We start from the raw sequence: 26,304 nt of genomic DNA on the forward strand, positions 1-26,304 counted from the left end.
GGACTGTAACTCACGTTACGATCTCGGTGGGGTTACAGTTTTTTGTAACGGACGTTTCAGTGGTCGCCGAACGCCTGCTGCGCCCCCTCCATCGCCTTCAGCCGCGCGCCGGCCACCGGGCCGAGCCTGTCGATCAGCGCCGCGACCAGCGTCTCCACCAACGCCAGCGTGGGCACGAAGCTGTCGTACGGCGACGGCGAGTCGACCCGGGCGGGCAGCACCACCTCGGCCAGCCCGGCCACCGGCGACAGCCAGCGGTCGGTGAACAGCACCACCCGGGCGCCCCGCGCGGTCACCTCCCGGGCCAGCGCCAGCGTCGGCTCCTCGTACCGGCGGAAGTCGAAGAGCACGACGAGATCCCGCTTGCCGACGTCGACGAGCATGTCGGCGCGCGCCACCGGCCCGGGCGGCAGCAGCCGGCTGTTGCCGCGCACCTGCATCAGGTGCAGCACCAGGTAGTTGGCCACCAGCGCGGAGAACCGGCCGCCGGCCGCGGTGACCCGGAACTGCTGGTCGGCGAGGAGCCGCACGGCCGCGTCCAGCTCCCCCCGGGGCAGGTCGGCGAGCGTGCCGGCCACCGCCGCCGGCAGCGTCGCCGCGGCCCGGGGCAACGCGCCCTCCGGCGGCGCCCCGCCGTGCTCGGCGGCCCGGTAGGCGGTCAGCGGCGAGGTCTCCCGCTCCGCCAACTCGTCGCGCAGCGCGCGCTGGAACTCCGGGTACCCGCCGAAGCCGAGCCGGGACAGCAGCCGCAGCACGGTCGGCGCGCTCACCTCGGCGCGTTCGGCGAGCGCGGCCACCGTGCCCAGGCCGGCGGAGGGATAGGCGGCGAGCAACGTGCGGGCGACCCGGCGCTCGGCCGGGCTGCACTCGCCGAGCCGCCCACGGATCAGCGCCGCGACGCCCACCACGTGCGGATCGTCGACAGCTTCGGAGTTCGGCACGAGCAGAGCGTAACGGCCCACCGGCCCGTGGGCGGGCGGGCGTCGCCCGCCCGCCCACGAACCCCGTCCGGTCAGGACTTCGTGATCGCGCAGGCGTAGTCGGCGGCGCCGGAGCCGGCGTACGCCTCCAGGTCGAGGTGGTAGGTGGCCGAGCCGGAGGCGGTCCGGGTCAGCGTGACCGACTCGTCCGTCCCGGCGCCGTCGTTCACCGACCGGGTCAACGTGCTGCCGGTGGCGCTGAGCAGGTACAGGTCCGCGTCGTAGGCGGACGGCACCGCGCAGTTGACGGTCAGCGTCTGTCCACTGCCGAGCGTGAGCGAGAAGTAGTCCCGGTCGGCGGTGCTCTTCATGTCCCCGGTGACGGTGGCCGGGTAGGTCAGGCCGGAGATGTCGTTCGCGGCGGTCCGGGAGTCGTTCGGCTCCACCTCGGCGTAGGACGACCCGCCCGACGGCGGCGGGGTGGACGAGCAGTCGGTCACCGGCGTGCCGCTGTAGAGGCTGCTGTCCGGCACGCCGGCGCGCACGCTGCGCAGGTAGTAGCCGCAGGTGGGGCGGTTGGCGAAGTCGTAGCTCTGCCCGTCGCTCAGCTTCCAGATCTTGACGCCGGTGTAGGTGAGCGGCTGCCCGGACACCGCCACCTCGGGCTGGTGGTCGCCGAGCACCACGTACGCGCTCGGGCCGCTGAGCGTGGCCCGGCCGGCCCGGTCGACGTAGAGCGACGCGCCCTCCTCGACGCCGACGCCCCACGCCTTGCCGCCGGCGACCAGCCCGTCCTTGACCGCGCGGGCCACGAACGCGATGGTCCGGCCCATCCGGTCCCGGGTGACGAAGTGCGAGTCGTTGATCGTGCCGGCGTAGTTCGGCCAGCGGAACATGCCGGTGGTGAACGTCAACGACCTGTCGTACGGGTTGGCCAGCGCGGTCGCCGAGGTGGTGCTCGCGGTGCAGGCGTCGTAGACCACGTCGCTGTTGACGTGGTGCCCGGCGCTGCCGCCGCCGACGCCGCCGCCCTTGGCCACCACCGACTCGACCGACGCCTCCAGCGCGGTGCCCTTCCAGGCCACGTAACGGCACTGGTCGCCGCCGGCGAAGTAGACGAACTCGGCGTTGCGGATGTCCGCGTTGACCTGACTGTTGTTGCCGTCCGCGGTGGCGGTCAGGGTGAGCGTGGTGCAGGAGTTGACGCCGGCCAGCGGCGTGATCACGTCGCACTCCGGGGTGCCGGAGCCGGAGCCGGCGACCACCACCACGTCGATCGCGCCGGTGCCGCCGCGGATCGCGTCGACCGCCCTGGTCATGGTGGCGGTGACGATGCCGCCGGAGCCGTTCATGGTGTACGCCGGGCCGGACCAGCTCGCCCGGCTGGCGTCCGTGGCGCTGCCCTGACGTACCCGGGTGACCTGGGCGTGTGCGGCGGTGACGCCGAGCGGGGCGACGGTGAGCAGCGCGGCGGCGGCCGCCGTCACGGCGAGCCGGCGAGAGTTGCGGGAAGGGGACATGGGCACCTCCGAGGGGCCACGAAGCGATGAAACAGAAGTTACATCCATTACGTTCACTGCTCAATAAGTAACTTCTGTTACATGCCGGTGACGGCGGCGCCGAGCACCCGGCCCGACGCCGCCCGCCCGCGTCAGGCCGGTCGGATGCCGACCACCACATCGGTGAACGTGGTGGCCGTCGCGCCGCGCCAGGCCGCGAAGCCGGTGCCCCGGGTCAGCCGCGCCACCCACATCGGGTCCTTCTCGTACGACGTGCCGCCGACCGCCACGCACCCGGCACGAGCGGCCAGACCGTCCTCCACCAGCCCGACCATGGCGTAGTCGTAGAAGACGTCCTCGGACGGCGTCGCGGCGCACGCGCCGGCGGCCGGCCGGACGCGCGACTTGCCGGCGGCCGGCACGAGCCGCCAGTGCGGCGCGTCGTACGCGTCCCCGGCGGTGAGCCGGCTCCACCGCACGCCCTCGATCCCCCACACCCCGCCGTGGTCGGTGACCCGGGCCCGACGCAGGTCCAGCACGCCGACCCCACGCTGCCCGAGCACCCGAAGCGACTGCCGCCGGCCGCCGACGCCGGTCACCTCCAACGCGGTGTTCTCGTCCAGGCCGAACACCCGGTTGTGCCCGGTGTCCGAGGCGAGGCGGATCGACCGCGCCTCCCGCCCCCGGCGGGAGAAGTGCGTGTCGACCAGCCCGGCGGTGAAGAACCCGAACCCGCCGCGCGGCAGGTAGCCGAGCACGTCCGGATCGTCGAAGTAACCCGGCTTCGCACCGTCGCGCAGCCCCGGCTCGGTGGAACCACCGGTGATCATGTCCCGGCCGGCCATGATCTGCGCGCCGGCGCTGGTGCCGGCGACCACCGCGCCGCCCCGCAGCTTGCGCCGGATCGCGGCCAGCGCCGCGCTGTCCCGCTGCGCCGCGCCCCGGGTCATCGTGGTGACGTAGCGGTACTGGTCGCCACCGCCGAGGAAGAACCCGGTCATCGACTCGATCTGCCGGACCACCGCCGGATCGTCGGCGGCGCCCGGGTGGTCCAGGTCGATCGGGATCCACCGGGCGTCGGCCACCCCGTAGGAACGGAACAGATCGGCGTAGTAGTCGCCGTTGCAGACGCTGTTGTTGCAGTCCGGCGTGCCGGCGTCGGGATCCTCGGCGGGCACCGGCGCGCCCGCGGTGAGGATGCCGATCCGGGCCTTTCCGGGGCCGCCGGCCAGCCGGACGATGTCGTCGTAGATCTCCCGGTTGTCGTCGGCGAGCGCGCCGCCGACCAGCACCAGACTGCCGCCGTGGCGGTGCGGGTGGGACCCGGTGGCGGAGGCCGGGACCGCGGCGACCGGCACACTGAGCACGACCGCCGCGCAGGCGCCGACCCCCAGGGTCAGCAGGCGGTTCAAGGGCATGGTTGCTCCTCACAGAACCGTGAGGGCGGGCCGCGAGCAGAGCGTACGGCATCCGTGCCGCAGCGACAATGTTGAGAGCGCTAACATCGCCTCTCGTTGATCTCTGACGCCAACGAAGCGTTGACAGTCGACTATGTAAACGCCACGCTAAGAGCGATTGTTAGCGTTAACTTGGTCGTCATCTCCGTTGGAGGAGGATCGATGGACCCCACCACCACCCGTCGTCGCCTGGCGGTCGCGCTCGCCCCCCTGGCCCTGCTGGTCGCCGTGACCGCGTCCGTGATCGGCCCGACCGCGTCCCCGGCGCGCGCCGCCGGCACCGGCCCCTGCGACATCTACGCCGCCGGCGGCACGCCCTGCGTGGCCGCGCACAGCACCACCCGCGCGCTCTACGGCGCCTACGCCGGGCCGCTCTACCAGCTGCGCCGCGCGTCCGACAACACCACCCGCGACGTCGCGGCGCTCGCCGCCGGCGACGTCGCGAACGCCGCCACCCAGGACACGTTCTGCGCCAACACGAGCTGCCTGATCAGCGTCATCTACGACCAGTCCGGCCGCGGCAACCACCTGACCCAGGCCCCGCCCGGCGGGTTCTCCGGCCCGGCGGCCGGCGGCTACGACAACCTCGCCGACGCCACACTCGCCCCGGTCACGCTGAACGGCCGCAAGGCGTACGGGGTGTTCGTGGCGCCCGGCACCGGCTACCGGAACAACAGCACCAACGGCATCGCCAAGGGCGACCAACCCGAGGGCATGTACGCCATCTTCGACGGCACCCACTACAACGGCGGCTGCTGCTTCGACTACGGCAACGCCGAGACCAACAGCCGCGACAACGGCAACGGCACCATGGAAGCCATCTACTTCGGCAACATCAAGGTCTGGGGCTACGGCACCGGCAACGGCCCCTGGGTGATGGCGGACCTGGAGAACGGCCTCTTCTCCGGCGTCAATCCCGGCTACAACGCCAACGACCCGTCGGTGAGCCACCGGTTCCTGACCGCGATCGTCAAGGGCGAGCCGAACCACTGGGCCATCCGGGCCGGCAACGCCCAGTCCGGCGCGCTGTCCACGTACTACAACGGGCCCCGTCCCAACGCGCCCGGCTACAACCCGATGAAGAAGGAAGGCGCGATCATCCTCGGCATCGGCGGCGACAACAGCCACGGCTCCGCCGGCACGTTCTACGAGGGCGTGATGACCTCCGGCTACCCGACCGACGCCACCGAGAACGCGGTCCAGGCCAACATCACCGCCGCCGGCTACGCGGCGGCCACCGGCGGCAGCCGGCAGAACGTCGAGATCGTCGGCGGCCAGTCGGGCCGCTGCGTCGACGTGCCGAACGGCAGCACCACCAACGGCACCCAGGTGCAGCTCTGGGACTGCTGGGGCGGCACCATGCAGCGCTGGACCTACACCGCCGCCCGGCAACTCCAGGTGTACGGCAACAAGTGCCTCGACGCCGAGGCGTCCGGGACCACCGCCGGCACCCGGGCCATCATCTGGGACTGCAACGGCCAGGCCAACCAGCAGTGGAACCTCAACGGCAACGGCACCATCAGCAGCGCCCAGTCCGGGCTCTGCCTCGACGCCACCAGCCAGGGCACCGCGAACGGCACCAAGGTCGCGCTCTGGACCTGCAACGGCGGCGCCAACCAGCAGTGGAACCTGCGCAACTGATCCGGCGGTCGGGCGGGCGACGGCCCGCCCGGCCGACCCCGTACTCCCGTCCCGGAGGCTTCGCATGCCCGCTCCCCTCATGAACCGCCGGATGCTCCTGCGCACGACCGGCGCGACCGCCGTCGCGGCCACCGCCGGCGCCGCCGTCGGCTCCCTCACCGGCGGTGGCGCGGCCGGCGCGGCACTGGCCCCGGCCCGCCCGGACATCGGCGTCTCCGCGTACGCGTTCGACCCCGGCCAGGTACGGCTGACCGCGAGCCGCTGGCTGGACAACCAGAACCGCACGCTGGCCTACCTGCGTTTCGTCGACGTCAACCGGCTGCTCTACAACTTCCGCGCCAACCACCGGCTCTCCACCGCCGGGGCCGCCACCAACGGTGGCTGGGACGCGCCGAACTTCCCGTTCCGCACCCACATGCAGGGCCACTTCCTGACCGCCTGGGCGCAGGCCTGGGCGGTGACCGGCGACACCACCTGCCGGGACAAGGCGGTCACCATGGTCGCCGAGCTGGCGAAGTGCCAGGCCAACAACGGCGCGGCCGGCTTCAACACCGGTTACCTGTCCGGCTTCGGAGAGTCCGACTTCACCGCGCTGGAGGCCCGGACGCTGAGCAACGGCAACGTGCCGTACTACTGCGTCCACAAGACGCTGGCCGGTCTGCTCGACGTGTGGCGCCTGATCGGCAGCACGCAGGCCCGTGACGTGCTGCTGGCGCTCGCCGGCTGGGTCGACTGGCGCACCGGCCGGCTCACCTCGGCCCAGATGCAGGCCATGCTCGGCACCGAGTTCGGCGGCATGAACGCGGTGCTCACCGACCTCTACCAGCAGACCGGTGACGCCCGGTGGCTGACCACGGCGCAGCGCTTCGACCACGCCGCCGTGTTCAACCCGCTCGCGTCGAATTCCGACCAGCTCAACGGACTGCACGCGAACACCCAGGTGCCGAAGTGGATCGGCGCGGCCCGGGAGTACAAGGCCACCGGCACCACCCGCTACCGCGACATCGCCACCAACGCCTGGAACATCACGGTCGGCGCGCACACGTACGCCATCGGCGGCAACAGCCAGGCCGAGCACTTCCGCGCGCCCAACGCCATCGCCGGCTACCTGCGCAACGACACCTGCGAGGCGTGCAACACCTACAACATGCTCAAGCTGACCCGGGAGCTGTGGCAGCTCGACCCCGACCGGGTCGGATACGTCGACTTCTACGAGCGGGCGCTGCTCAACCACATGATCGGCCAGCAGAACCCGGCCGACAGCCACGGCCACGTCACGTACTTCACCCCGCTGAACCCGGGCGGTCGACGCGGTGTCGGCCCGGCCTGGGGCGGCGGCACCTGGAGCACCGACTACAACTCCTTCTGGTGCTGCCAGGGCACCGGGCTGGAGACCAACACCAACCTCGCCGACGGCATCTACTACCACAACGGCACCACGCTGACCGTCAACCTGTTCCTGCCCTCGGTGCTCACCTGGAGCCAGCGCGGCATCACGGTCACCCAGAGCACCTCGTACCCGGTCTCGGACACCACGACGCTCACCGTCACCGGCTCGGTGGCCGGGTCGTGGACGATGCGGATCCGGATCCCGTCGTGGACCACCGGGGCGACCGTCAGCGTCAACGGCACGGCGCAGGGCATCGCCACCACGCCGGGCAGCTACGCCGTGCTGACCCGCGACTGGGCCGCCGGGGACGTGGTCACGGTCCGCCTGCCGATGCGGGTGACCACGGTGGCCGCCAACGACGACGCGGCGGTCCAGGCGGTCATGTACGGGCCGGTGGTGCTCTCCGGCAACTACGGCAACACCACGCTGAGCGCGCTGCCGACGCTTGACGTCGCCTCGGTCACCCGGACCGGAGGCAGCTCGCTGGCGTTCACCGCCACCGCGAACGGCGCCGCCGTCAACCTCGGACCCTTCTACGACGCGCACGGGTTCAACTACACGGTCTACTGGCGGGCCGGCACGGGCGGCGGCGGTGGCGGCGAGGCGAGCTTCCGGCTGGCCAACGCCGCCAGCGGGCTCGTGCTGGGCATCCAGAACATGTCCACCGCCGACGGCGGGCTCGCCCTCCAGTGGGGCGACACCGGCACCGCCGACCACGACTGGCAGCTCCTGGTCGACGGGTCGGCGCTGAAACTACGCAACGTCAACAGCGGCAAGGTGCTCGGCGTGGAGAACATGTCCACCACCGACAACGCGCGGATCCTCCAGTGGGCCGACAACGGCACCGCCGACCACCTCTGGACCGTGGTCGACGTCGGCGACGGCACCCACAAGCTGCGCAACGTCAACAGCGGCAAGCTGCTCGGCATCTCCGGCGGCTCGACCGCGCAGGGCGCGACGGCGGTGCAGGACCCGGACAACGGCAGCGCGGACAACCAGTGGCGTTTCCTGCCCAACGGCGCCCGTCGGCTCCAGAACCTCGGCAGCGGGCTCGTGCTCGGCGTGCAGGACATGTCCACCGCCGACGGCGGGCTGGTCATCCAGTGGGGCGACTCCGGCACCGCCGACCACCTCTGGACCGCGCTCGTGGACACCGGCGGCTACCTGCGGCTGCGCAACTCGAACAGCGGCAGGGTGCTCGGCGTCGAGGGCGGCTCCACCGCCGCCGGCGCGCGAATCGTCCAGTGGGCCGACAACGGCGCCGCCGACCACCGCTGGCGGCTGCGCCACGGCGGGAACGGCTACTTCCGGATCCAGTGCGCGAACGGCGGTCGGGTGCTCGGCCTGAGCGGCGGCTCCGGCAGCCAGGGGGCACAGGCCGTGCTCGGCGACGATTCCGGCGCCGCGCACCAGCGCTGGCGCTTCGTCTGAGACTCGGGGTACGCGTCGCGGCGCCCCGCCCCGCGTACCTCCGTGGTGACGCCGTCGCCGCCGGGCCGGGCGACCCGGCGGCGACGGCTCCGCCCCGCCGCGCGAGCCGGCTGACCGGACACGCCCGGGGACGCCCGGTCGGCAGCCGCCGACGCCGTCCGGCGAGCGGCGGGGCCGATATGGCCAAGAGCGGTTCAGCGCACCGGGGGCGGGCCGACGCTGCGGCGCGGGACCAGCGTCGGCGCGATGGTCTGTCGCAGCGGCCCGACGCTGGCGGACTCGATCTGGGTCAGCAGCAGATCGAGGCTCGCCCGGGCCACCGCCCCGAAGTCGGGTCGCACGGTGGTCAGCGGCGGGATGAAGTAGGCCGCCTCGGGCACGTCGTCGAAACCGACCACGCTGATGTCGTCCGGCACCCGTCGGCCGTGCTCGTGCAGCGCCCGCAGCACACCGAGCGCCAGGTGGTCGTTGGCGGTGAAGACGGCGGTGACCTCCGGCATCCGGGCCAGCATCTGACCGCACCGGTAACCCGCCGCGGCCGACCAGTCCGCCGGGACCAGCGGCGGCACCTCGGCGCCGGCGAGCCGCAGCGCCTCGCGCCAGCCCTCGATCCGGCCGGCGCTGTCGAACCAGTCCGACGGGCCGGACACGTGCCAGACCGTCCGGTGCCCGGCGTCGAGCAGGTGCTGGGTGGCGGCCCGGGCACCGGCCACCTGGTCCACCGTCACCAGCGGGATCGGCCGACGCGGATCACCGTCGACGGTCACCAGCGGCACGTCGTGGGGCAGCCGTTCCAGTGCCTCGCCGGCCGACTCGACCGGCGCGATCACCACGATGCCGGCCACCCGGTGCGCGAGGTGACGCTCCACCGCGGCCGAGATGGACCGGTGGTCGAGGTCGCTGACGCTGCCCACGCTGACCGCGAAGCCGGCCTCGGCGGCGGTCTGCTCCAGCGCGGCCAGCAGCGAGGCCGGGCCGTAGAGCGTGGTGTTCTGCGCGACCACGCCGATCACCTGGGACCGGCCGGTGACCAGCGCGCGGGCCGCGCGGTTGGGTCGGTAGCCGAGTTCGGTGATCGCCGCCTGGACCCGTAGTCGGGTCTGCTCCCGCACATTGGGATGCCCGTTCAGCACCCGGGAGACCGTCTGGTGCGAGACGCCGGCGAGGCGTGCCACGTCCGTCATCGCAGGACCGCGCACGGCCACCTCACTTTCGCCACTGCCCACGTGGCCGCACCGGGTCGACGTCGACCGGGCCGGCCCGGGTGGCGACAGTCTACGCCAGTTGTCCCACCGGTCACGGTACGGTCGATCCACCGTTCGCGTCATCCTGTCGGATTATCGGAGAATTGACGACGAGCCCATTCCCCATTCGTGGCGACCACGGGGAAGCCGCAGCTCCGGACCGGTCGAAGGACCGGGGTGGGGCATTTCCGGCGAGTGCCGGCACCCCACCCCGGGCAATTCTCCGGCGCGTCAGGGGCGGAAATGGTGACCCGCGTCACGGCGACCGAACCGGTTTCCGGTGCAGAACTGCCGGCGCGATCAGAATCCGCGGGCGAGCCGGTAGTACGCCTGGTTCCAGCGCAACTCGTCGGCGAAGCGGTGCGCCTCGGTGTCGCCGTCGATGACCACCAGCTCGGTACGCGTCATCGCGGCCAGGTCGCGCAGCTCCTCCACGCCCACCGCCTGGGAGAGCACGGTGTGGTGCGGCGCGCCCGCCGTGATCCACGCCTCCGCCGAACCGGACAGGTCCGGCCGGGGCCGCCAGACCGCGCGGGCCACCGGCAGCCGGCGCAACGGCTGCGGCGGCGGCACCACGTCGACCACGTTGGCCACCAGCCGGAACCGCTCCCCCATGTCGGCCATGCCGAGCACCACGGCCGGGCCGGACGCCGCGTTGAAGACCAGTCGGACCGGGTCCTCCCGCCCACCGATGCCGAGCGGGTGCACCTCCGCCGTCGGCACGTCGGCGGCGATGCTCGGGCACACCTCCAGCATGTGCGCGCCGAGCACCAGCTCGTGCCCGAACGTCAGGTCGTAGGTGTAGTCCTCCATGAAGGACGTGCCGCCCGCCACGCCGACGGCCATCGCCTTCAGCGTCCGGACCAGCACGGAGGTCTTCCAGTCCCCTTCCCCGCCGAAGCCGTACCCGTCGGCCATCAGCCGCTGCACCGCGATGCCGGGGAGCTGACGTAGGCCGCCCAGGTCCTCGAAGTTCGTGGTGAACGCGCGGAAGCCACCGGTGTCCAGGAACGTGCGCAGACCCAGCTCCTGGCGGGCGGCGTACCGCAGCGCGTCGTGCCGCTCGCCGCCGGGACGCAGCGCCGCGTCCACCCGGTAGGTGTCGTCGTACTCCTTGACCAGGTCGTCCACCTGCGCGTCGGCGACCTGGTCGACCGCGTCGACCAGGTCGTTGACGCCGTAGGTATTGACCGAGACGCCGAACCGCAGCTCCGCCTCGACCTTGTCCCCCTCGGTCACCGCGACGTCGCGCATGTTGTCGCCGAACCGGGCCAGGCGCAGCGTTTGCATCGACGACCGGCCGACCGCCGCGCGGGCCCAGGCCGCCACCCGGCCGACCACCCGCGGGTCGGTGACGTGGCCGGCGATCGTCTTGCGGGCCACCCCGAGCCGGGTCTGGATGTACCCGAACTCGCGGTCGCCGTGCGCGGCCTGGTTCAGGTTCATGAAGTCCATGTCGATGGTGTCCCACGGCAGCGCCACGTTGGCCTGCGTGTGCAGGTGCAGCAGCGGCGTCTGCAGCGCGTCCAGCCCGGCGATCCACATCTTCGCCGGCGAGAACGTGTGCATCCAGGCGATCACCCCGACCGCGCCCTGCACGGCCGCGTCCCGGCACACGGCCAGGATGTCCGCGCTGGAGGTCAGGACCGGCTTCCAGCACACCCGGACCGGGATGTCCGGCGAGGCGTCCAAGCGGGCGGCGATCTCCCGGGACTGGTCGGCGACCTGCCGGAGCGTGTCCTCGCCGTAGAGGCCCTGGCTGCCGGTGAGGAACCAGACCTCGGGCTGGGGGTGAGTTGCCATGTTGTTGCCTTCCGCGCTAGGAGCCGTCACTTGAACCGGATGCCGATGAGGCGCTGGAGGAGGATGAACGCGAAGAGCAGCCCGCCGATCACGATCTTCGTCCACCAGGAGTTGAGGCTGCCGTCGAACGTGATCAGCGTCTGGATGACGCCGAGCACCAGCACGCCGAGGACGGTGCCGAAGACGTAGCCGGACCCGCCGGTGAGCACGGTCCCGCCGATCACCACCGCGGCGATCACGTCCAACTCCATGCCGATGCCGATCAGCGGCGCGCCGGAGAGCGTGTAGAACGACAGCAGGATGCCACCGATCGCCGAGCACAGCCCGCTGATGGTGTAGACGGCGATCCGGGTGCGCCCGACCGGCAGGCCCATCAGCAACGCCGACTGCGCGTTGCCGCCGACCGCGTACACGTTGCGGCCGAACCGGGTGTACGCCAGCACGTACGCGGCCACCAGGACCACCGCGAACGCGATCAGCACACTGATCGACACGAAGTTCCCGGCCGGATTGCCGATGCGCTCCTGGGACATGCCGGTCCAGAAGCCGTCGGTGATGGAGATCGAGGCGCCGCTGATGAACGTGCACATGCCCCGGGCGAAGAACATCCCGGCGAGCGTGACGATGAACGGCTGGATGTCGAAGAAGTGGATCGCGCAGCCCATCAGGAACCCCAGCGTCGGGCCGATGAGCAACGCGATGACGAGCACCAGGGCCGCCGGCATCCCGTCGCGCAGCAGCGCGGCCGACACCATCGTGGTCATCGCCACCACCGAACCGACGGACAGGTCGATGCCGCCGGTGAGGATCACGAACGTCATGCCGACCGCGACCACGAGAAGGAAACCGTTATCGATGAAGACGTTGAAGACCACCTGGACGTTGGAGAAGGCGCGGTACTGCGACACCCCGATGCCGTACATGACCAGCAGCAACGCGAGTGTGGCAAGCACCGGGACGTGTCGCCGGGGCAGGCTGGGCCGCCAGGACCGGACGGTGGACAACGACGTGCTGGTCATGCCGGCACCTGCTCCTTCTCCCGCTGCGGCGTGGCCGGACCGGGCTCGACGCCGCGCCGGCGCCGCCACCGGAACCGGGCCCGGAAGGCAGGGGCCTGGATCAGGCAGACGGCGATCACCACGACGGCCTTGAACAGCAGCGACGTCTGCGGCGAGATGTTCATGGCGTACACGGTGGTGGTCAGGGTCTGGATGATCAGCGCACCGAGGACGGTGCCGCCCAGCGAGAACCGGCCGCCGGCCAGCGAGGTGCCGCCGATCACCACCGCGAGGATCGCGTCGAGTTCGATCCAGAGCCCGGCGGCGTTGCCGTCCGCGCTGGACACGTTCGCGGTGACCATGAAGCCGGCGATCGCGGCGCACGCGGCGCTGACCACGTAGACGAGGAAGACGATGCGTCGGGACCGGATGCCGGCCAACCGGCTGGCCTCGGCGTTGCCGCCGACCGACTCCACGATCAGCCCGAGCGCGGTACGCCGGGTGAACGCGGCCACCAGCAGCGCCGCGGCGAGCGCGATCAGGATGGCCAGCGGCAGCGTCAGGACGTGCCCGACCCCGATGGCCCGGTAGGGCTCGGAGTTGATCGTGAGGATCTGCCCCTCGGTGACGAGCTGGGCGATCCCCCGACCGGCCACCATGAGGATCAACGTGGCGATGATGGGCTGGATGCCGATCACCGCGACCAGCACCCCGTTCCACGCGCCGAGCACCAGCGCGACGCCGAACGCCAGGGCGAGCGCGGTGAGCACGGTGGACAGGCTGTTCGGGTCGGCCGACTCGCTGATGTGCAGGCAGGCGATCGCGCCGCTGATGGCGCAGAGCGAGCCGACGGACAGGTCGATGCCGCCGGTGGCGATGACCAGGGTCATGCCGAGCGCGACGAGGATCAGCGGCGCGCTCAACCGGAGAATGTCGATCGGGGTGCCGTACAGGTGGCCGCTCTTGACCTCCACGGCGAGGAAGCCGGGCCGGTAGACGGTGTTCGCGGCGAGCATCACCACGAGCACCAGGACCGGCCAGAACAGGCGGTGCCCGGTCAGCGGGCGGAGGCGTTCGGTGACGGTGTTCATCGGTTCACCTCCTCCCGGGGGGTTCCGCTGGCGATGGTGCGCATGACGCGGTCGGCGTCGAGCGAGCTGTCGTTGTCGAGCTGGGCGACCATCTCGCGGTCCCGCATGACCGCGACCCGGTGGCTCAGGCGCAGCACCTCCTCCAGCTCGGCGGAGATGAACAGCACCGCCATGCCGCCGTCGGAGAGCTGCACCACCAGCTTCTGGATCTCGGCCTTGGCGCCGATGTCGATGCCGCGGGTGGGTTCGTCGAGGATGAGCAGGCGCGGCTCGGTGATGAGCCAGCGTGCCAGCAGCACCTTCTGCTGGTTGCCGCCGGACAGGTTGCGCACCGGCAGCTCCGGGTTCGCCGGCCGGATGCTGAGCGCCTGGACGTACTTCTGGACCAGCTCCTCCTGCCGGCGGCGCGGGATCGGGCGGAGCCAGCCGCGCGCGGCCTGCATCGCCAGCATCATGTTCTCCCGGACCGACAGCTCCGGGACGATGCCCTCCGCGCGGCGGTTCTCCGAGCAGAAGCCGATGCCCCGGTCGATGGCCTGGATCGGGGTACGCAGCGGCGCCCGGCCGCCGTCGACGAGGACCTGACCGTGGTCGGCGCGGTCGGCGCCGAAGATCAGCCGGGCCACCTCGGTGCGGCCGGAGCCGAGCAGACCGGCCAGGCCGACCACCTCACCGGCGTGGATGCGCAGGCTGAACGGGGCGACCGCCCCGCGCCGGCCCAGCTCCGTGGCGTCCACCAGCGGAGCTCGCCCGTCCGGCGCGACGGTGGCGCGTTTCTGCTGCTCGTCGAGCCGTTCCAGCACGTCCAGCTCCTGGCCGATCATCTTCTCGACCAGGCTGAACTGGGGCAACTCCTCGGTGCGGTACTCCCCCACCAGGGTGCCGTTGCGCAGCACCGTGATGCGGTCGGCGATGCCGTAGACCTGGTCCAGGAAGTGCGTCACGAACAGGATCGCGATCCCCTCGTCCCGGAGCTGGCGCATGATCCGGAAGAGCTGGGCGACCTCGCCGGCGTCCAGGCTGGAGGTCGGTTCGTCGAGGATGAGCACCCGGGCCCGCACGTCGATCGCCCGGGCGATGGCGACCATCTGCTGCACGGCGAGCGAGTACGTCCCGAGCGGCGCGGCGACGTCCAGGTCGAGGTCGAGCCGGGCCAGGAGCGCCCGGGCCCGGCGACGCGTCTCGCCCCAGCGCACGGCGCCCAGCCGGCGGGGCTCCCGGCCGATGAAGATGTTCTCCGCCACCGACAGGTTCGTGCAGAGGTTGATCTCCTGGTAGACGGTGCTGACGCCGGCCGCGGCGGCCTGCATCGGGCCGGAGAAGGACACCTGCTCACCGGCGAGCGTGACGGAGCCGGCATCGGTGCCGTAGACGCCGGTCAACACCTTGATCAGGGTCGACTTGCCGGCGCCGTTCTCGCCCATGAGGGCGTGGACCTCGCCCGGGAACAGCCGGAAGTCGACGTCGTGGAGCGCGCGCACCCCGGGGAAGGTCTTGCTGATTCCGGTCATGGTCAGGACCGGACGGTCACCCGTCATGCCATCGGACCTCTTCTGAAACGGTGGTGGCACGGGGGCCGCCGTCGGTGCGACGGCGACCCCCGGTGTGGGGCTCAGTACTTGCGGTTGGGCAGCGCTTCCTTCGCCTTCTCCTGCGTGAAGGTGGTCTCCTCGGTCTCGATCCGGGGCGGCACCTCCTCGCCGGCCTTGACCTTCTTGGCCAGGTCCATCAGCTGCGGGCCGAGCAGCGGGCTGCACTCGGCGATGAAGTTGAACTTGCCGTCCGCGAGCGCCTGCATGCCGTCCTTCACCGCGTCCACGGTGATGATGGTGATGTCCTTGCCGGGCACCTTGCCGGCCGCGGTGATCGCCTCGAGCGCGCCCAGGCCCATGTCGTCGTTGTGCGCGAAGAGCACGTCGATCTTCGGGTTGGCCTTGAGGAACTGCTCCATGACCTGCTTGCCGCCGGCGCGGGTGAAGTCACCGGACTGCGACGCGACGATCTTCAGGTTGGGGTTGGCCGCGATGGCCTCGCCGAAGCCCTTCTTCCGGTCGTTCGCCGGCGCCGAGCCGGTCGTGCCCTGCAGCTCGACGATGTTGACCGGACCGGTGGCCGCCTTCTTCTGCTCCACCAGCCACTCACCGGCGAGTCGGCCCTCCTTGACGAAGTCCGAGCCGAGGAACGTCTTGTAGAGCGACTTGTCGGCCGAGTCGACCGCGCGGTCGGTCAGGATCACCGGGATCTTGGCGTCCTTGGCCTCCTTGAGCACGGTGTCCCAGCCGGACTCCACCACCGGCGAGAAGGCGATGACGTCGACCTTCTGCTGGATGAAGTTCCGGATCGCCTTGATCTGGTTCTCCTGCTTCTGCTGCGCGTCGTCGAACTTCAGCTCGATGCCGGCCTGACCCGCCGCCTCCTTGATCGAGGTGGTGTTGGCGGTCCGCCAACCGCTCTCCGCGCCGACCTGGGAGAAGCCCAGGACGAGCTTGTCACTGCCGCCGCTGCCGGAATCGCCGCCGGTGTCGCTGTTGCCGCACGCGACCATGCCGCCGGCGAGCAGCACACCGGTCAGGACCGCGATCACCGTACGGGCCGTACTCCTGGTTCGCATTGTTCTCCTCGGGGTGGGGTGATCCGGGCGCGCGACCGGCGGGCCGGGGCGACCGGTTGTGGTGGTGGGATGAGGTGGTGCTGGTCCGGGGTCACCCGGCGGGCGGGCGCTGGCCGTACACGTTCTGGTAGCGGTCGTGGAGCGAGTCGACGTCGGCCGACGCGATCGGCAGCGGCGGCCCGAGCGCGCGGGCCAGGTGCGCGGTGCGGGCGACGTCCTCGCACATCACCGCCGCCTTGACCGCCGCGCGGGCGTCCCTGCCGATGCTGAACACGCCGTGGTTGCGCATGAGCACCGCGGGCGAACGGTGCCCGGACAGCGTGCTGACGATGCCCTTGCCGATGTCGTCGCCGCCGATCAGCGCGAACGGACCGACCGGGATCTCGCCGCCGAACTCGTCGGCCTGCGCGGTCAACCAGCACGGGATCGCCTCGCCCCGGGCCGCCCAGGCGGTGGCGTAGCCGCTGTGCGTGTGCACCACGCCGCCGACCTCGGGCATCGCGCGGTAGACGTAGGCGTGCGCGGCGGTGTCGCTCGACGGCGAGCCGGCACCGTCGACCACGACCCCGTTGAGGTCGCAGACCACCATGGTGTCGGCGGTCAGGTCGTCGTAGTCCACGCCGCTCGGCTTGATCACCATCAGGTCCTGGCCGGGGACGCGCGCCGAGACGTTGCCGGCCGTCCAGGCCACCAGGCGGTAGCGGGTCAGCTCGCCGTGCAGGCGGGCCACCGTCTCGCGGAGCGCGGTGACCTGCCGGGCGATGTCGGGGTTCATCCGACCACCTCCAGGGCCGGGTCGGCGGGCGTCACGGCGGCGTCCACCGCCGCGTTCCGGATCGCCCGCAGGCGGAGCATGACGTCGTTCGCGCCGCGGCCGAAGTGGTCGTGCAGCGCCCGGTACTCGGCGTAGAGCGCGTCGTACGCCCGCACGTTCTCCGGGATCGGCCGGTAGACGGCCTCGTCCACCCGCCCCATGGCCGCCGACGCCTCGTGGATCGACGGGTAAGCCCCCGCGGCGACCGCCGCGTGGATGGCCGACCCGAGCGCCGGCCCCTGGGCGGAGCCGATGATGCCCAGCGGCCGGTTGGTGACGTCGGCGTAGATCTGCATCAGCAGGCGGTTCGAGGTGAGCCCGCCGGCCACCACCAGGTCGTCGACCGGCACGCCCGCCTCGGCGAACGCCTCGACGATCATCCGGGTGCCGTACGCGGTGGCCTCCAGCAGCGCGCGGTAGACGTCCGCCGGCCGGGTGGCCAGCGTCAGCCCGACGACCAGCCCGCTGAGGTCGTGGTTGACCAGCAGCGAGCGGTTGCCGTTCCACCAGTCCAGCGCCACCAGCCCGTGTGCGCCGACCGGCTGGGCGGCGGCCAGCTCGGTGAGCCGCTCGTGCGAGTCGAGGCCGGCCGGGGCGGCGTGCCGCACGAACCAGCCGAAGATGTCCCCCACGCCGCTCTGCCCGGCCTCGAAGCCCCAGGCGCCCGGGCTGATGCCGCCGTCGACCACGCCGCACATGCCGGGGACCTCGGCGGGGTGGGTGCCGTTGAGCACGTGGCAGGTGGAGGTGCCCATGATCGCCACCAGCCGGCCCGGGCGCAGCGCCTGCGCGGACGCGGCGGTGACGTGCGCGTCGACGTTGCCGACCGCGACCGCGATGCCCTCCGGCAGCCCGGTCCAGGCCGCGGCGCGGGCGCTCAGCACGCCGGCCCGGTCGCCCAGCGGCAGCAGCGGGCCGTCCAGCTTGGCCACGAAGTCGGGGAAGCCGGGGTCGAGCGCGGCGAGGTACTCCGGCGACGGGTAGCGGCCGTCCTGCCGGATGCCCTTGTAGCCGGCGGTGCAGGCGTTGCGCGTCTGGACGCCGCACAGCTCCCAGACGATCCAGTCGGCCGCCTCGATGAAGCACTCGGCCCGCCGGTAGACCTCGGGGTCCTCGGCCAGGATCTGCAACCCCTTGGCGAACTGCCACTCGGCGGAGATCTTGCCGCCGTAGCGGCCGATCCACGGCTCGCCGCGCTCGTGGGCGAGGGTGTTGATCCGGTCGGCCTGCGGCTGCGCGGCGTGGTGCTTCCACAGCTTGACCCAGGCGTGCGGCCGGTGGCGCAGCTCCGGGACCTCGCACAGCGGCGTGCCGTCGGCGAGCGTCGGCAGCACGGTGCAGGCGGTGAAGTCGGTGCCGATGCCGACCACCCGGGCCGGGTCCACCCCGGCGGCGGCCAGCGCGGCCGGCACCGCCTCGCGCAGCACGTCGCGGTAGTCGTCCGGGTCCTGCAGGGCCCAGTCCGGGGGCAGCGCCGGGCCGCCGTCGGGCAGGGCCGTCTCGATCACCCCGTGCCGGTACTCGTGCACCGCGGTGCCGAGTTCGGCGCCGTCCCGGACCCGCACCACGAGCGCCCGCCCGGACAGCGTGCCGAAATCGACCCCGACCACGTACCGGTCGGTCGCCTCCACGTCGCTCATCTACACCTCCACCGCGTCACGGAGTTAGTGTTAGCGCTCACATATACATCCGTCAAGACACCTCCGCGCAACGGCTGCGTAACGGAGCCGACGGCGACGCTCCGCCCTCCGCCGCCGGCGCGGGGACCGGCCCGCCCAGGTCGACGGGAGATCCACCACCGACGCCGGCGACCGACGGTCGACACCCGGACGAGGCGCATTGTTAGCGACAACAATCGATACCCGAGGGCCGATGAGCGAGCGGATCGGGCAGCGACCCGAAGGGATGTCCGGAGACCCGCCGCGACGCCCCGCAGAAGCGCTCTCAACGGCCTGTTTCCGACCCGACCGGCGGCCGGAGGGCCGCCCGGGCGACCATGCCGCGACGGGCACAATGATTTACACAGTTTGATGTCAGCGATAACATTTCTGACCGCGCCGTGTCGCTGTGCGCCCCGGACGGACGACCCGGCAGCGCCCTCGGAGGGACGGCCGGGGCCGCGGCGGGTGGCCGATCCGGTCGGGCGCCGGCGCGGGTGTGGACAGTTGACATCGGACGCGGAACGACACGACAACTGTCGGCCGCCGCGGGTGCACGACGGCGACCGGTCGGCCGGCCGGACGGCGCACCCCCGTCCGGCCGGCCGCTCACCGGCTGCCCGCGGCCCGGCGCTTGTTCCAGATGTCGAACGCCACCGCGGCGAGCAGCACCAGCCCCTTCACCACCGACTGGATCGACTGGTCGATGCCCATGAGCTGCATGCCGTTGCTCATCACCGCCATGATCAGGCCACCCACCATCGCGCCGACCACGGTGCCCACCCCACCGGTGACCGCCGCGCCGCCGATGAAGGCCGCCGCGATCGCGTCCAGCTCGAACATGTTGCCCGCCGCCGGCTGGGCCCCGTTGGAGCGCGACGAGTAGATCACGCCGGCCACCGCGGAGAGGAAGCCCATGTTGACGAAGACCCAGAAGTTGACCGTCTTCACCCGCACGCCGGACAGCGTCGCCGCCGGCAGGTTGCCGCCGATCGCGTAGACCTGGCGACCGAAGACGGTACGGCGGGTGAGCAGGCCGTAGACGAGCACCAGCACGGCCAGGACGATCAGCACGATCGGCAGGCCCCGGGCGTGCGCGAGCTGCCAGGCGAACCACATGACGACGGCGCCGACCACCGCCACCCGCAGCACGAAGAGCGGGAACGACTCCACCGGCTGCTCGTGGCGGACCCGGGCCAGCCGGGTCCGGAACACGCTCGTCGCGTACCCCACCACCGCGAAGACGCCGATGAACAGCGTGAACGCGTCGAAGCCCTGCCCACCGAGCAAGCCGTTGAGGAAGCCGGCCGCGACCCGCTGGTACTCGGCCGGGAACGGCGACAGCGAGATGTTGTCCAGCACCCGCAGCGTCAGGCCACGGAACAACAGCATGCCGGCCAGCGTGACGATGAACGCCGGAATGCCGGCGTACGCGACCCAGAGACCGTGCCAGGCGCCCACCGCGACGCCCACGGCGAGCGCGGCGAGGATGCCGACCCACCACGGCATGCCCTCCCGGATCACCAGCACGGCGGAGACCGCGCCGGTCAGCGCCACCACCGACCCGACGGACAGGTCGATGTGCCCGCCGATGATCACGATGACCATGCCGATCGCGAGCACCAGGATGTAGGAGTACTGAAGAACGATGTTGGTGAGGTTGCCGGGGCTCAGCGAGACGCCGTCGGTGAGGATCGCGAACAGCGCGACGATCACCACCAGGGCGATGTAGATGCCGCTCTGCCGCAGGTTGCCGAGGATCAGCGTCCGCGGGTCACTGGTCCCGGTCTTCAGGGTGGCGGCCGCGCCGGCGTCGGGCGCGTCGACCTTCGGGGAGGTGGCGGGCTTCGTGCTGGTCATCCGACGAGATCCCTGTCCTTGGTCATGAGTTCCATCAGGTTCTCCTGGGTGGCGTCGCCCACCGGCACCTCGCCGGTGATCCGGCCGGCCGCCAGGGTGTAGATGCGGTCGCACATGCCGAGCAGCTCGGGCAGCTCGGAGGAGATGATGACGACGGCCTTGCCGTCCGCCACCAGGCGGTTGACGATCGTGTAGATCTCGAACTTCGCCCCGACGTCGATGCCCCGGGTCGGCTCGTCGAGGATCAGCACGTCCGGGTCGGTGAACAGCCACTTCGCCAGCACGACCTTCTGCTGGTTGCCGCCGGAGAGCTTGCCCACCACCGACATGACGCTCGGCGCCTTGATGTTCATGTCGCGCCGGCCCCGCTCGGCGACCGTGATCTCCGCGTTGCCGTCGATCCAGCCGTTGCGCGCGAGCTTGCCGAGCGCGGCGGCCGAGATGTTGCCCCGCACGTCGTCGATCAGGTTGAGGCCGTAGTGCTTGCGGTCCTCGGTCGCGTACGCGATGCCGGCGGCGATCGCCTCGGCCACCGTGCGGGGCCGCACCTGGCGGCCGTTGACGAAGACCCGGCCGGTGATGTCCCGGCCGTACGCCCGGCCGAACACGCTCATCGCCAGCTCGGTGCGGCCGGCGCCCATCAGGCCGGCGATGCCGACCACCTCGCCGGCGCGGACCGTGAGTGAGGCGTGGTCCACCACCAGCCGGTCCTGGGTCGGGTGGCGCACCGTCCAGTCCTCGATCCGCAGCACCTCGGCACCGGGCGTCGACGTCCGGGTCGGGTAGAACGCCGCGAGGTCGCGACCGACCATGCCGCGGATGATCCGGTCCTGGGTCGCCGTGCCGTCGCCCATGTCCAGCGTCTCGACCGTGCGGCCGTCCCGGATCACGGTCGTCGAGTCCGCGACCGCGGTGATCTCGCCCAGCTTGTGCGAGATCATGATGCAGGTGATGCCCTGGTCGCGGAGCCGCCGCAGCAGGTCCAGCAGGTGCGCCGAGTCGACGTCGTTGAGCGCCGCGGTCGGCTCGTCCAGGATGAGCAGCCGCACCTTCTTGGACAGCGCCTTGGCGATCTCCACCAACTGCTGCTTGCCCACCCCGAGCTGGATCACCGGGGTCACCGGGTTCTCGTGCAGCCCGACCGAGCGCAGCAGCGCCGCGGCCTCCGCGTTGGTCCGGTGCCAGTCGATCAGCCCGGCGCGACCACGGCGCTCGTTGCCGAGGAAGATGTTCTCGGCGATCGACAGGTACGGCACCAGCGCCAACTCCTGGTGGATGATGACGATGCCGTGGGACTCGCTGTCCCGGATGCCCCGGAACCCGACCGGCTCGCCGTCGAGGACGATCTGCCCGTCGTAGCTGCCGGTCGGGTACACCCCGGACAACACCTTCATCAGGGTGGACTTGCCGGCGCCGTTCTCGCCGCAGATCGCGTGGATCTCGCCGCGCCGGACGGCGAGCGAGACGTCCTGGAGCGCGGCCACTCCGGGAAAGGTCTTCGTGATGTTCCGCATTTCGAGGATGTGATCGCTCATGGAAACCGTCCTGCTCGTGGCCGTCGCGTCGGTGCGCCGGCGGGCCCGGCGACAGGTGCGTCACCGGGCCCGCCGGAGAGCGGCTCAGCCGGCCCGACCGGCGGCGACCTCCTCGGCGGTCAGGTAGCCGGAGTCGATCAGCGCCGACTTGATGTCGTCCTTGTAGACGGTCTGCACCGGCAGCAGGAACGCGGGCACGACCTTGACGCCGTTGTCGTACGCCTTGGTGTCGTTCGCCTTGGGCTCCTGCTTCTTGAGGAACGCCTCGGCGGCGACCACGGCCTGGTCGGCGAGCAGGCGGGTGTCCTTGAACACGGTCGAGCTCTGCACGCCGTCGTTGATGAGCTTGACGGAGGCGACCTCGGCGTCCTGGCCGGTGATCACCGGCATCTTCTTGGCCCCGCCGCGGTAGCCGGCGTTCTGCAGGGCGGTGATGATGCCCCGGGAGATGCCGTCGAACGGCGACAGCACGCCGTCGACCTTGCTGCCGTCGTTGTAGCTGGAGGTGAGCACATCCTCCATCCGCTTCTGCGCGGTCTCCTGCTGCCAGCGCAGGATGGCGATCTGCTCGATCTTCGTCTGACCCGACTTCACCTTCAGCGTGCCGGCCTCGAAGTACGGCTTGAGCGTGTCCATCGCGCCGTTGAAGAAGAAGTGGGCGTTGTTGTCGTCGAGCGAGCCGGCGAACAACTCCACGTTGAACGGGCCGGTCGCGCTGCCCTTCGAGCCGTCCTTGTTCTGCAGCCCGAGGCCGACCAGGAGCGCGTTGGCCTGCGCCACGCCGACCTTGTAGTTGTCGAAGCTGACGTAGAAGTCGACGTTCGGGCTGTTGCGGATGAGCCGGTCGTAGGAGATGACCGGGATCTTCGCCGCCGCGGCGGCCTGGAGCTGACCGCTGAGCGCGGTGCCGTCGATCGGGGCGATCACCAGCACGTCCGCGCCCTGCGTGATCATCTGGTCGATCTGCTGCGACTGGGTGGGGATCTCGTCGCCGGCGTACTGCAGGTCGACCTTGTAGCCCTTGGCCTGGAGCTTCTCCTTCACCGAGTTGCCGTCGGCGATCCACCGCTCCGAGGTCTGGGTCGGCATCGAGACGCCGATGGTCAGGTCGCCGGGCTTGGCCGAGCTGGTGTCCCCGCCGCCACCCGCGCCCTCACCACTGCATGCGGCCAGGCTGACGGCGATCGCGACGCCACCGAGCGCGGCCAGAAATCGTCTGCGCACGAGCTTCCTCTCCCCTGCGTACTCACGGACCCACGGATAACCCTCCTCGGAGTGTTAACGCTCACAAGATTCACCGTCAACCGATGACGGGAAATGCGCATGTCTCGGTCTCGTAACAAGGCTCGGCTACGGCCGGCCGGTTCGCCCGCGGTGTCCGGCGGCGCGACGACGGATCGTCGCGCCGCCGGAGACGTGCCTCAGAGGGCGGCGCAGGTCGGGGTCAGCCCCGACGCGCTACCGGTGCCCTGGAACCCGAACTCGGTGCTCTGACCGGCCCCGAGCTGGCCGTTGTAGTCCACATTCGCGAACCGCACCGTGCCGGTGCTACCACTGGCGGTCGCACTCCACGTGTTCGTCACACTCGCCCCACCGGGCAACGTCAGACTCACCGCCCAACTCCGCGTACCGGCCGAACCCGCCGTCACCTTCACCGTCGCCACGAACCCACCGGTCCACGAGTTCAGCGACACCGACGCCGAACACGCACCCGGCACCGGCGGCGCCGGCGTCGTCGGACTCGGCGGCGGCGTGGTCGGGCTGGGCGGCGGGGTGGTCGGGCTGGGCGGCGGCGTGGTCGGGCTCGGCGGCGGGGTGGTCGCCCCGGTGCCGTCGAAGCCGAGGAACCGCACCGCCTGGGCGGCGTCGAACGGAATCGAGTGGCCGTAGCCCTGGAAGCTGATCGCCTCGACCGGCGGCGTCCCACCGGTGCCGCCGTAGCGGGTCCGGGTGGCGCTGGCCTGCGGGTAGTCCGTCATGCTCGGGGTCTGCGAGACACCCAGCACGTTCGTCCACTGCTTGATCTGCTCGCCGAAGTTGACGTAGCTCAGCGTGGTGTCCGTGGTGCCGTGCCAGATCTGCATGCGGGGACGCCGGCCGGTGTAGCCGGGGTACGCGTTGCGGACCAGGTCACCCCACTGCTGCGGGGTCTTGGTGATCCGCCCGCCGGAGCACTCGCTGTTCCACTCCGAGCCGTTGGTGGTGGCGAAGCAGCCGAACGGCACGCCCGACGAGCTGACCCCGGCGTGGAAGACGTCCGGGTACACGCCGGCCATCACGTTGGTCATCATGGCGCCGGACGAAGCGCCGGCGACGCCGATGCGGGCCGGGTCGACCGGGTAGCGGCCCGTCACGTAGTCGATCATCGACTTGAGACCGACCGGGTCGCTGCCGCCACCGCGCCGCAGCGCCTGCGGCGACGACACGTCCCAGCACTTGCTGCTGCGGGTCACCGACGGGTAGATCACGATGAACCCGTAGCGGTCGGCCAGCGGGCTGTAGCCGGAGCCGGTGTGCATGGCCGGACCGCTGCCGGTGCAGTAGTGCAGGACCAGCAGCAGGGCCGGCCGGGCCGGGAGCCGGTCCGGCACGTACAGGTGCATCTGTAGGTTTGTCGGGTTGGTGCCGAAGTTTGTCACCTGGGTGAGCGCGGCGGCGGACGCCGGGCCGGCGGCGCTGACGACGGCGACCGCCGTCGTCAGCGCCGTCGCCAGCACGGCCGCGAACAGCGCGATCTTGGCTCTCATCGACGGTTCCTCCAAGGCGGGGGGACGGGAGGGAGGCCGCCGGCCCGGCCCACGGTGCGCGCGGGCCGGGCCGACGACGGGCTCAGAGGGCGGCGCAGGTCGGGGTCAGCCCCGACGCGCTACCGGTGCCCTGGAACCCGAACTCGGTGCTCTGACCGGCCCCGAGCTGGCCGTTGTAGTCCACATTCGCGAACCGCACCGTGCCGGTGCTACCACTGGCGGTCGCACTCCACGTGTTCGTCACACTCGCCCCACCGGGCAACGTCAGACTCACCGCCCAACTCCGCGTACCGGCCGAACCCGCCGTCACCTTCACCGTCGCCACGAACCCACCGGTCCACGAGTTCAGCGACACCGACGCCGAACACGCACCCGGCACCGGCGGCGCCGGCGTCGTCGGACTCGGCGGCGGCGTGGTCGGGTTGCCCGGCGTGGTCGGCGGCGGGGTGTTGGACCCTCCCGCGTTGAGCGCGTTCAGCACCGACGTGTACGCGGCCTTCTTGTTGCCGGCGCAGTCGAAGAGCAGCGCGTTGTCCGAGCCGCGCCACGAGTCGCAGTCCCGCACGCCCCACACCGTGATGCCGGTGCAGCGCGACACCGCCATGCAGGACCGGGTGACCGTGCCGAAGATGTTCGCCTGGTTACCGCCGGTCATCACGTCCAGCTCGGTGATCTGCACGTCCACGCCGAGGTCGGCGAAGCGCTGGAGGTTGGCCTGGTAGTCGCCCGGAATCGTGGTGCCCAGGTGCGACTGGAAGCCGACGCAGTCGATCGGCACGCCCCGGGACTTGAAGTCCCGCACCATGTTGTAGACGCCCGTCGACTTCGCGTTGACCCCGTCGGTGTTGTAGTCGTTGTAGCAGAGCTTCGCGCCCGGGTCGGCGGCCCGTGCGGCCCGGAAGGCCGCCTCGATCCAGTCGTTGCCGGTGCGCTGGAGGTTGGAGTCGCGGCGCCCACCGCTGCCACCGTCGGCGAACGCCTCGTTGACCACGTCCCAGGCGTAGATCTGGCCACGGAAGTGCGTGGCGACCTGGGTGACGTGGTTGATCGCGGCGTTGCGCAGCGCGGTGCCGGACAGGCCCTGCGCCCAGCTCGGCTGCTGGGCGTGCCAGAGCAGGGTGTGGCCGCGCACGCTCATCCCGTTGGCGCGGGCGTGGCTGACCAGCCGGTCACCGCCGGTGTAGCTGAACCGCCCCTGCTGGGGCTCGGTGGCGTCCCACTTCATCTCGTTCTCGGGCACCACGGAGTTGAACTCGCGGTTCAGCACCGTCACGTACGTGTTGTCGGACAGCTTGCCGGTGGCGACCGCGGCGCCGAAGTAGCGCCCCTTCTCGGCCGCCGACGCGCCCAGGGTCGTGCCGGCGCTGGCGTGGGGCGCCAGCGCCACCGCCATGCCGGCGGCTAGCGCGCCGGCCAGCAGGCTGGTGGACAGCAGGGCTCTCATGGGTCTCATGCGGATTCCTCTTCCGGGGTTGCAGCGGTGGTGGTGCGAGACCTCGTCCCGCCTCGACGGCGGTGCCGAGGGTCCGGCCAGCGCGGCTCGCCCGGTGAGCCTTGCGGTGCCTGTGCCCTGCCATCGACTGTGAGCGATAACATGCGGCACGT

At 71.4% G+C, this 26,304-nt stretch carries 18 protein-coding genes; 2 read left to right on the forward strand and 16 right to left on the reverse strand.

Annotated elements, in window-relative coordinates:
• Window positions 1-56: 56 nt before the first annotated feature.
• The 3 genes from TPA0908_RS25835 to TPA0908_RS25845 form a co-directional block, all read right to left on the reverse strand.
• Entirely contained in the window at window positions 57-941 is an 885-nt protein-coding gene (locus TPA0908_RS25835) for a MurR/RpiR family transcriptional regulator (protein WP_281942126.1), read from the reverse strand.
• Between the two features lie 71 nt (window positions 942-1,012).
• The gene (locus TPA0908_RS25840; RefSeq protein WP_281942128.1) at window positions 1,013-2,440 is read right to left on the reverse strand and encodes a hypothetical protein; all 1,428 of its coding nucleotides are present in this window, start codon (window positions 2,438-2,440) and stop codon (window positions 1,013-1,015) included.
• 131 nt (window positions 2,441-2,571) lie between these two features.
• Entirely contained in the window at window positions 2,572-3,837 is a 1,266-nt protein-coding gene (locus tag TPA0908_RS25845; RefSeq protein WP_281942130.1) for a cyanophycinase, read from the reverse strand.
• Window positions 3,838-4,038: 201 nt separating this feature from the next.
• Between TPA0908_RS25845 and TPA0908_RS25850 the strand changes: the two genes are divergently transcribed.
• Both TPA0908_RS25850 and TPA0908_RS25855 read left to right on the forward strand, forming a co-directional pair.
• Window positions 4,039-5,517, forward strand: coding sequence for an arabinofuranosidase catalytic domain-containing protein (locus tag TPA0908_RS25850; RefSeq protein WP_281942132.1), 1,479 nt, complete (start codon window positions 4,039-4,041; stop codon window positions 5,515-5,517).
• Window positions 5,518-5,581: 64 nt separating this feature from the next.
• Window positions 5,582-8,338, forward strand: a complete 2,757-nt coding sequence (locus tag TPA0908_RS25855) for a beta-L-arabinofuranosidase domain-containing protein (RefSeq protein WP_281942134.1) — start codon at window positions 5,582-5,584, stop codon at window positions 8,336-8,338.
• A 194-nt stretch (window positions 8,339-8,532) separates the two neighbouring features.
• Here the strand turns inward: TPA0908_RS25855 and TPA0908_RS25860 are convergent, their stop codons facing one another.
• From TPA0908_RS25860 to TPA0908_RS25920, 13 genes are all read right to left on the reverse strand, one after another.
• Window positions 8,533-9,522 (reverse strand): LacI family DNA-binding transcriptional regulator, encoded by a 990-nt coding sequence (locus tag TPA0908_RS25860; RefSeq protein ID WP_281942136.1) that lies wholly within the window; start codon window positions 9,520-9,522, stop codon window positions 8,533-8,535.
• Window positions 9,523-9,882: 360 nt separating this feature from the next.
• Entirely contained in the window at window positions 9,883-11,385 is a 1,503-nt protein-coding gene (gene araA / locus TPA0908_RS25865) for an L-arabinose isomerase (RefSeq protein WP_281942138.1), read from the reverse strand.
• Between the two features lie 26 nt (window positions 11,386-11,411).
• Window positions 11,412-12,404 carry a galactofuranose ABC transporter, permease protein YjfF gene (gene yjfF, locus TPA0908_RS25870; RefSeq protein ID WP_281942140.1) on the reverse strand — a complete coding sequence of 331 codons (993 nt, stop codon included), beginning with the start codon at window positions 12,402-12,404 and terminating at the stop codon, window positions 11,412-11,414.
• A complete protein-coding gene (locus TPA0908_RS25875) occupies window positions 12,401-13,474 on the reverse strand; it encodes an ABC transporter permease (RefSeq protein ID WP_281942142.1) in 1,074 nt (357 codons plus the stop codon). Before TPA0908_RS25875 ends, yjfF begins: the two co-directional genes overlap by 4 nt.
• Window positions 13,471-15,012: a sugar ABC transporter ATP-binding protein gene (locus tag TPA0908_RS25880; protein ID WP_281942144.1), complete on the reverse strand. Its 1,542-nt coding sequence runs from the start codon at window positions 15,010-15,012 to the stop codon at window positions 13,471-13,473. Before TPA0908_RS25880 ends, TPA0908_RS25875 begins: the two co-directional genes overlap by 4 nt.
• Window positions 15,013-15,086: 74 nt before the next feature.
• Window positions 15,087-16,085, reverse strand: a complete 999-nt coding sequence (locus TPA0908_RS25885) for an ABC transporter substrate-binding protein (RefSeq protein WP_281942146.1) — start codon at window positions 16,083-16,085, stop codon at window positions 15,087-15,089.
• Window positions 16,086-16,176: 91 nt separating this feature from the next.
• Window positions 16,177-16,860 carry an L-ribulose-5-phosphate 4-epimerase gene (locus tag TPA0908_RS25890; protein ID WP_199199749.1) on the reverse strand — a complete coding sequence of 228 codons (684 nt, stop codon included), beginning with the start codon at window positions 16,858-16,860 and terminating at the stop codon, window positions 16,177-16,179.
• On the reverse strand, window positions 16,857-18,539 hold the full coding sequence (gene araB, locus TPA0908_RS25895; protein WP_281942149.1) for a ribulokinase: 1,683 nt from the start codon (window positions 18,537-18,539) through the stop codon (window positions 16,857-16,859). Before araB ends, TPA0908_RS25890 begins: the two co-directional genes overlap by 4 nt.
• Before the next feature lie 627 nt (window positions 18,540-19,166).
• The gene (gene mmsB / locus TPA0908_RS25900) at window positions 19,167-20,417 is read right to left on the reverse strand and encodes a multiple monosaccharide ABC transporter permease (RefSeq protein WP_281942152.1); all 1,251 of its coding nucleotides are present in this window, start codon (window positions 20,415-20,417) and stop codon (window positions 19,167-19,169) included.
• On the reverse strand, window positions 20,414-21,952 hold the full coding sequence (gene mmsA / locus TPA0908_RS25905) for a multiple monosaccharide ABC transporter ATP-binding protein (RefSeq protein ID WP_281942154.1): 1,539 nt from the start codon (window positions 21,950-21,952) through the stop codon (window positions 20,414-20,416). The genes mmsB and mmsA overlap by 4 nt, the downstream gene beginning before the upstream one ends.
• Before the next feature lie 84 nt (window positions 21,953-22,036).
• Complete coding sequence (gene chvE / locus TPA0908_RS25910) at window positions 22,037-23,176, reverse strand: multiple monosaccharide ABC transporter substrate-binding protein (RefSeq protein ID WP_281942156.1); 1,140 nt, start codon at window positions 23,174-23,176, stop codon at window positions 22,037-22,039.
• A gap of 197 nt (window positions 23,177-23,373) precedes the next feature.
• Window positions 23,374-24,699 carry an extracellular catalytic domain type 1 short-chain-length polyhydroxyalkanoate depolymerase gene (locus TPA0908_RS25915; RefSeq protein ID WP_281942158.1) on the reverse strand — a complete coding sequence of 442 codons (1,326 nt, stop codon included), beginning with the start codon at window positions 24,697-24,699 and terminating at the stop codon, window positions 23,374-23,376.
• 82 nt (window positions 24,700-24,781) lie between these two features.
• Window positions 24,782-26,152 (reverse strand): endo-1,4-beta-xylanase, encoded by a 1,371-nt coding sequence (locus tag TPA0908_RS25920; RefSeq protein ID WP_281942160.1) that lies wholly within the window; start codon window positions 26,150-26,152, stop codon window positions 24,782-24,784.
• Window positions 26,153-26,304: the final 152 nt, after the last annotated feature.

This window comes from Micromonospora sp. AKA38, assembly GCF_027925725.1.
Lineage (GTDB): Bacteria > Actinomycetota > Actinomycetes > Mycobacteriales > Micromonosporaceae > Micromonospora.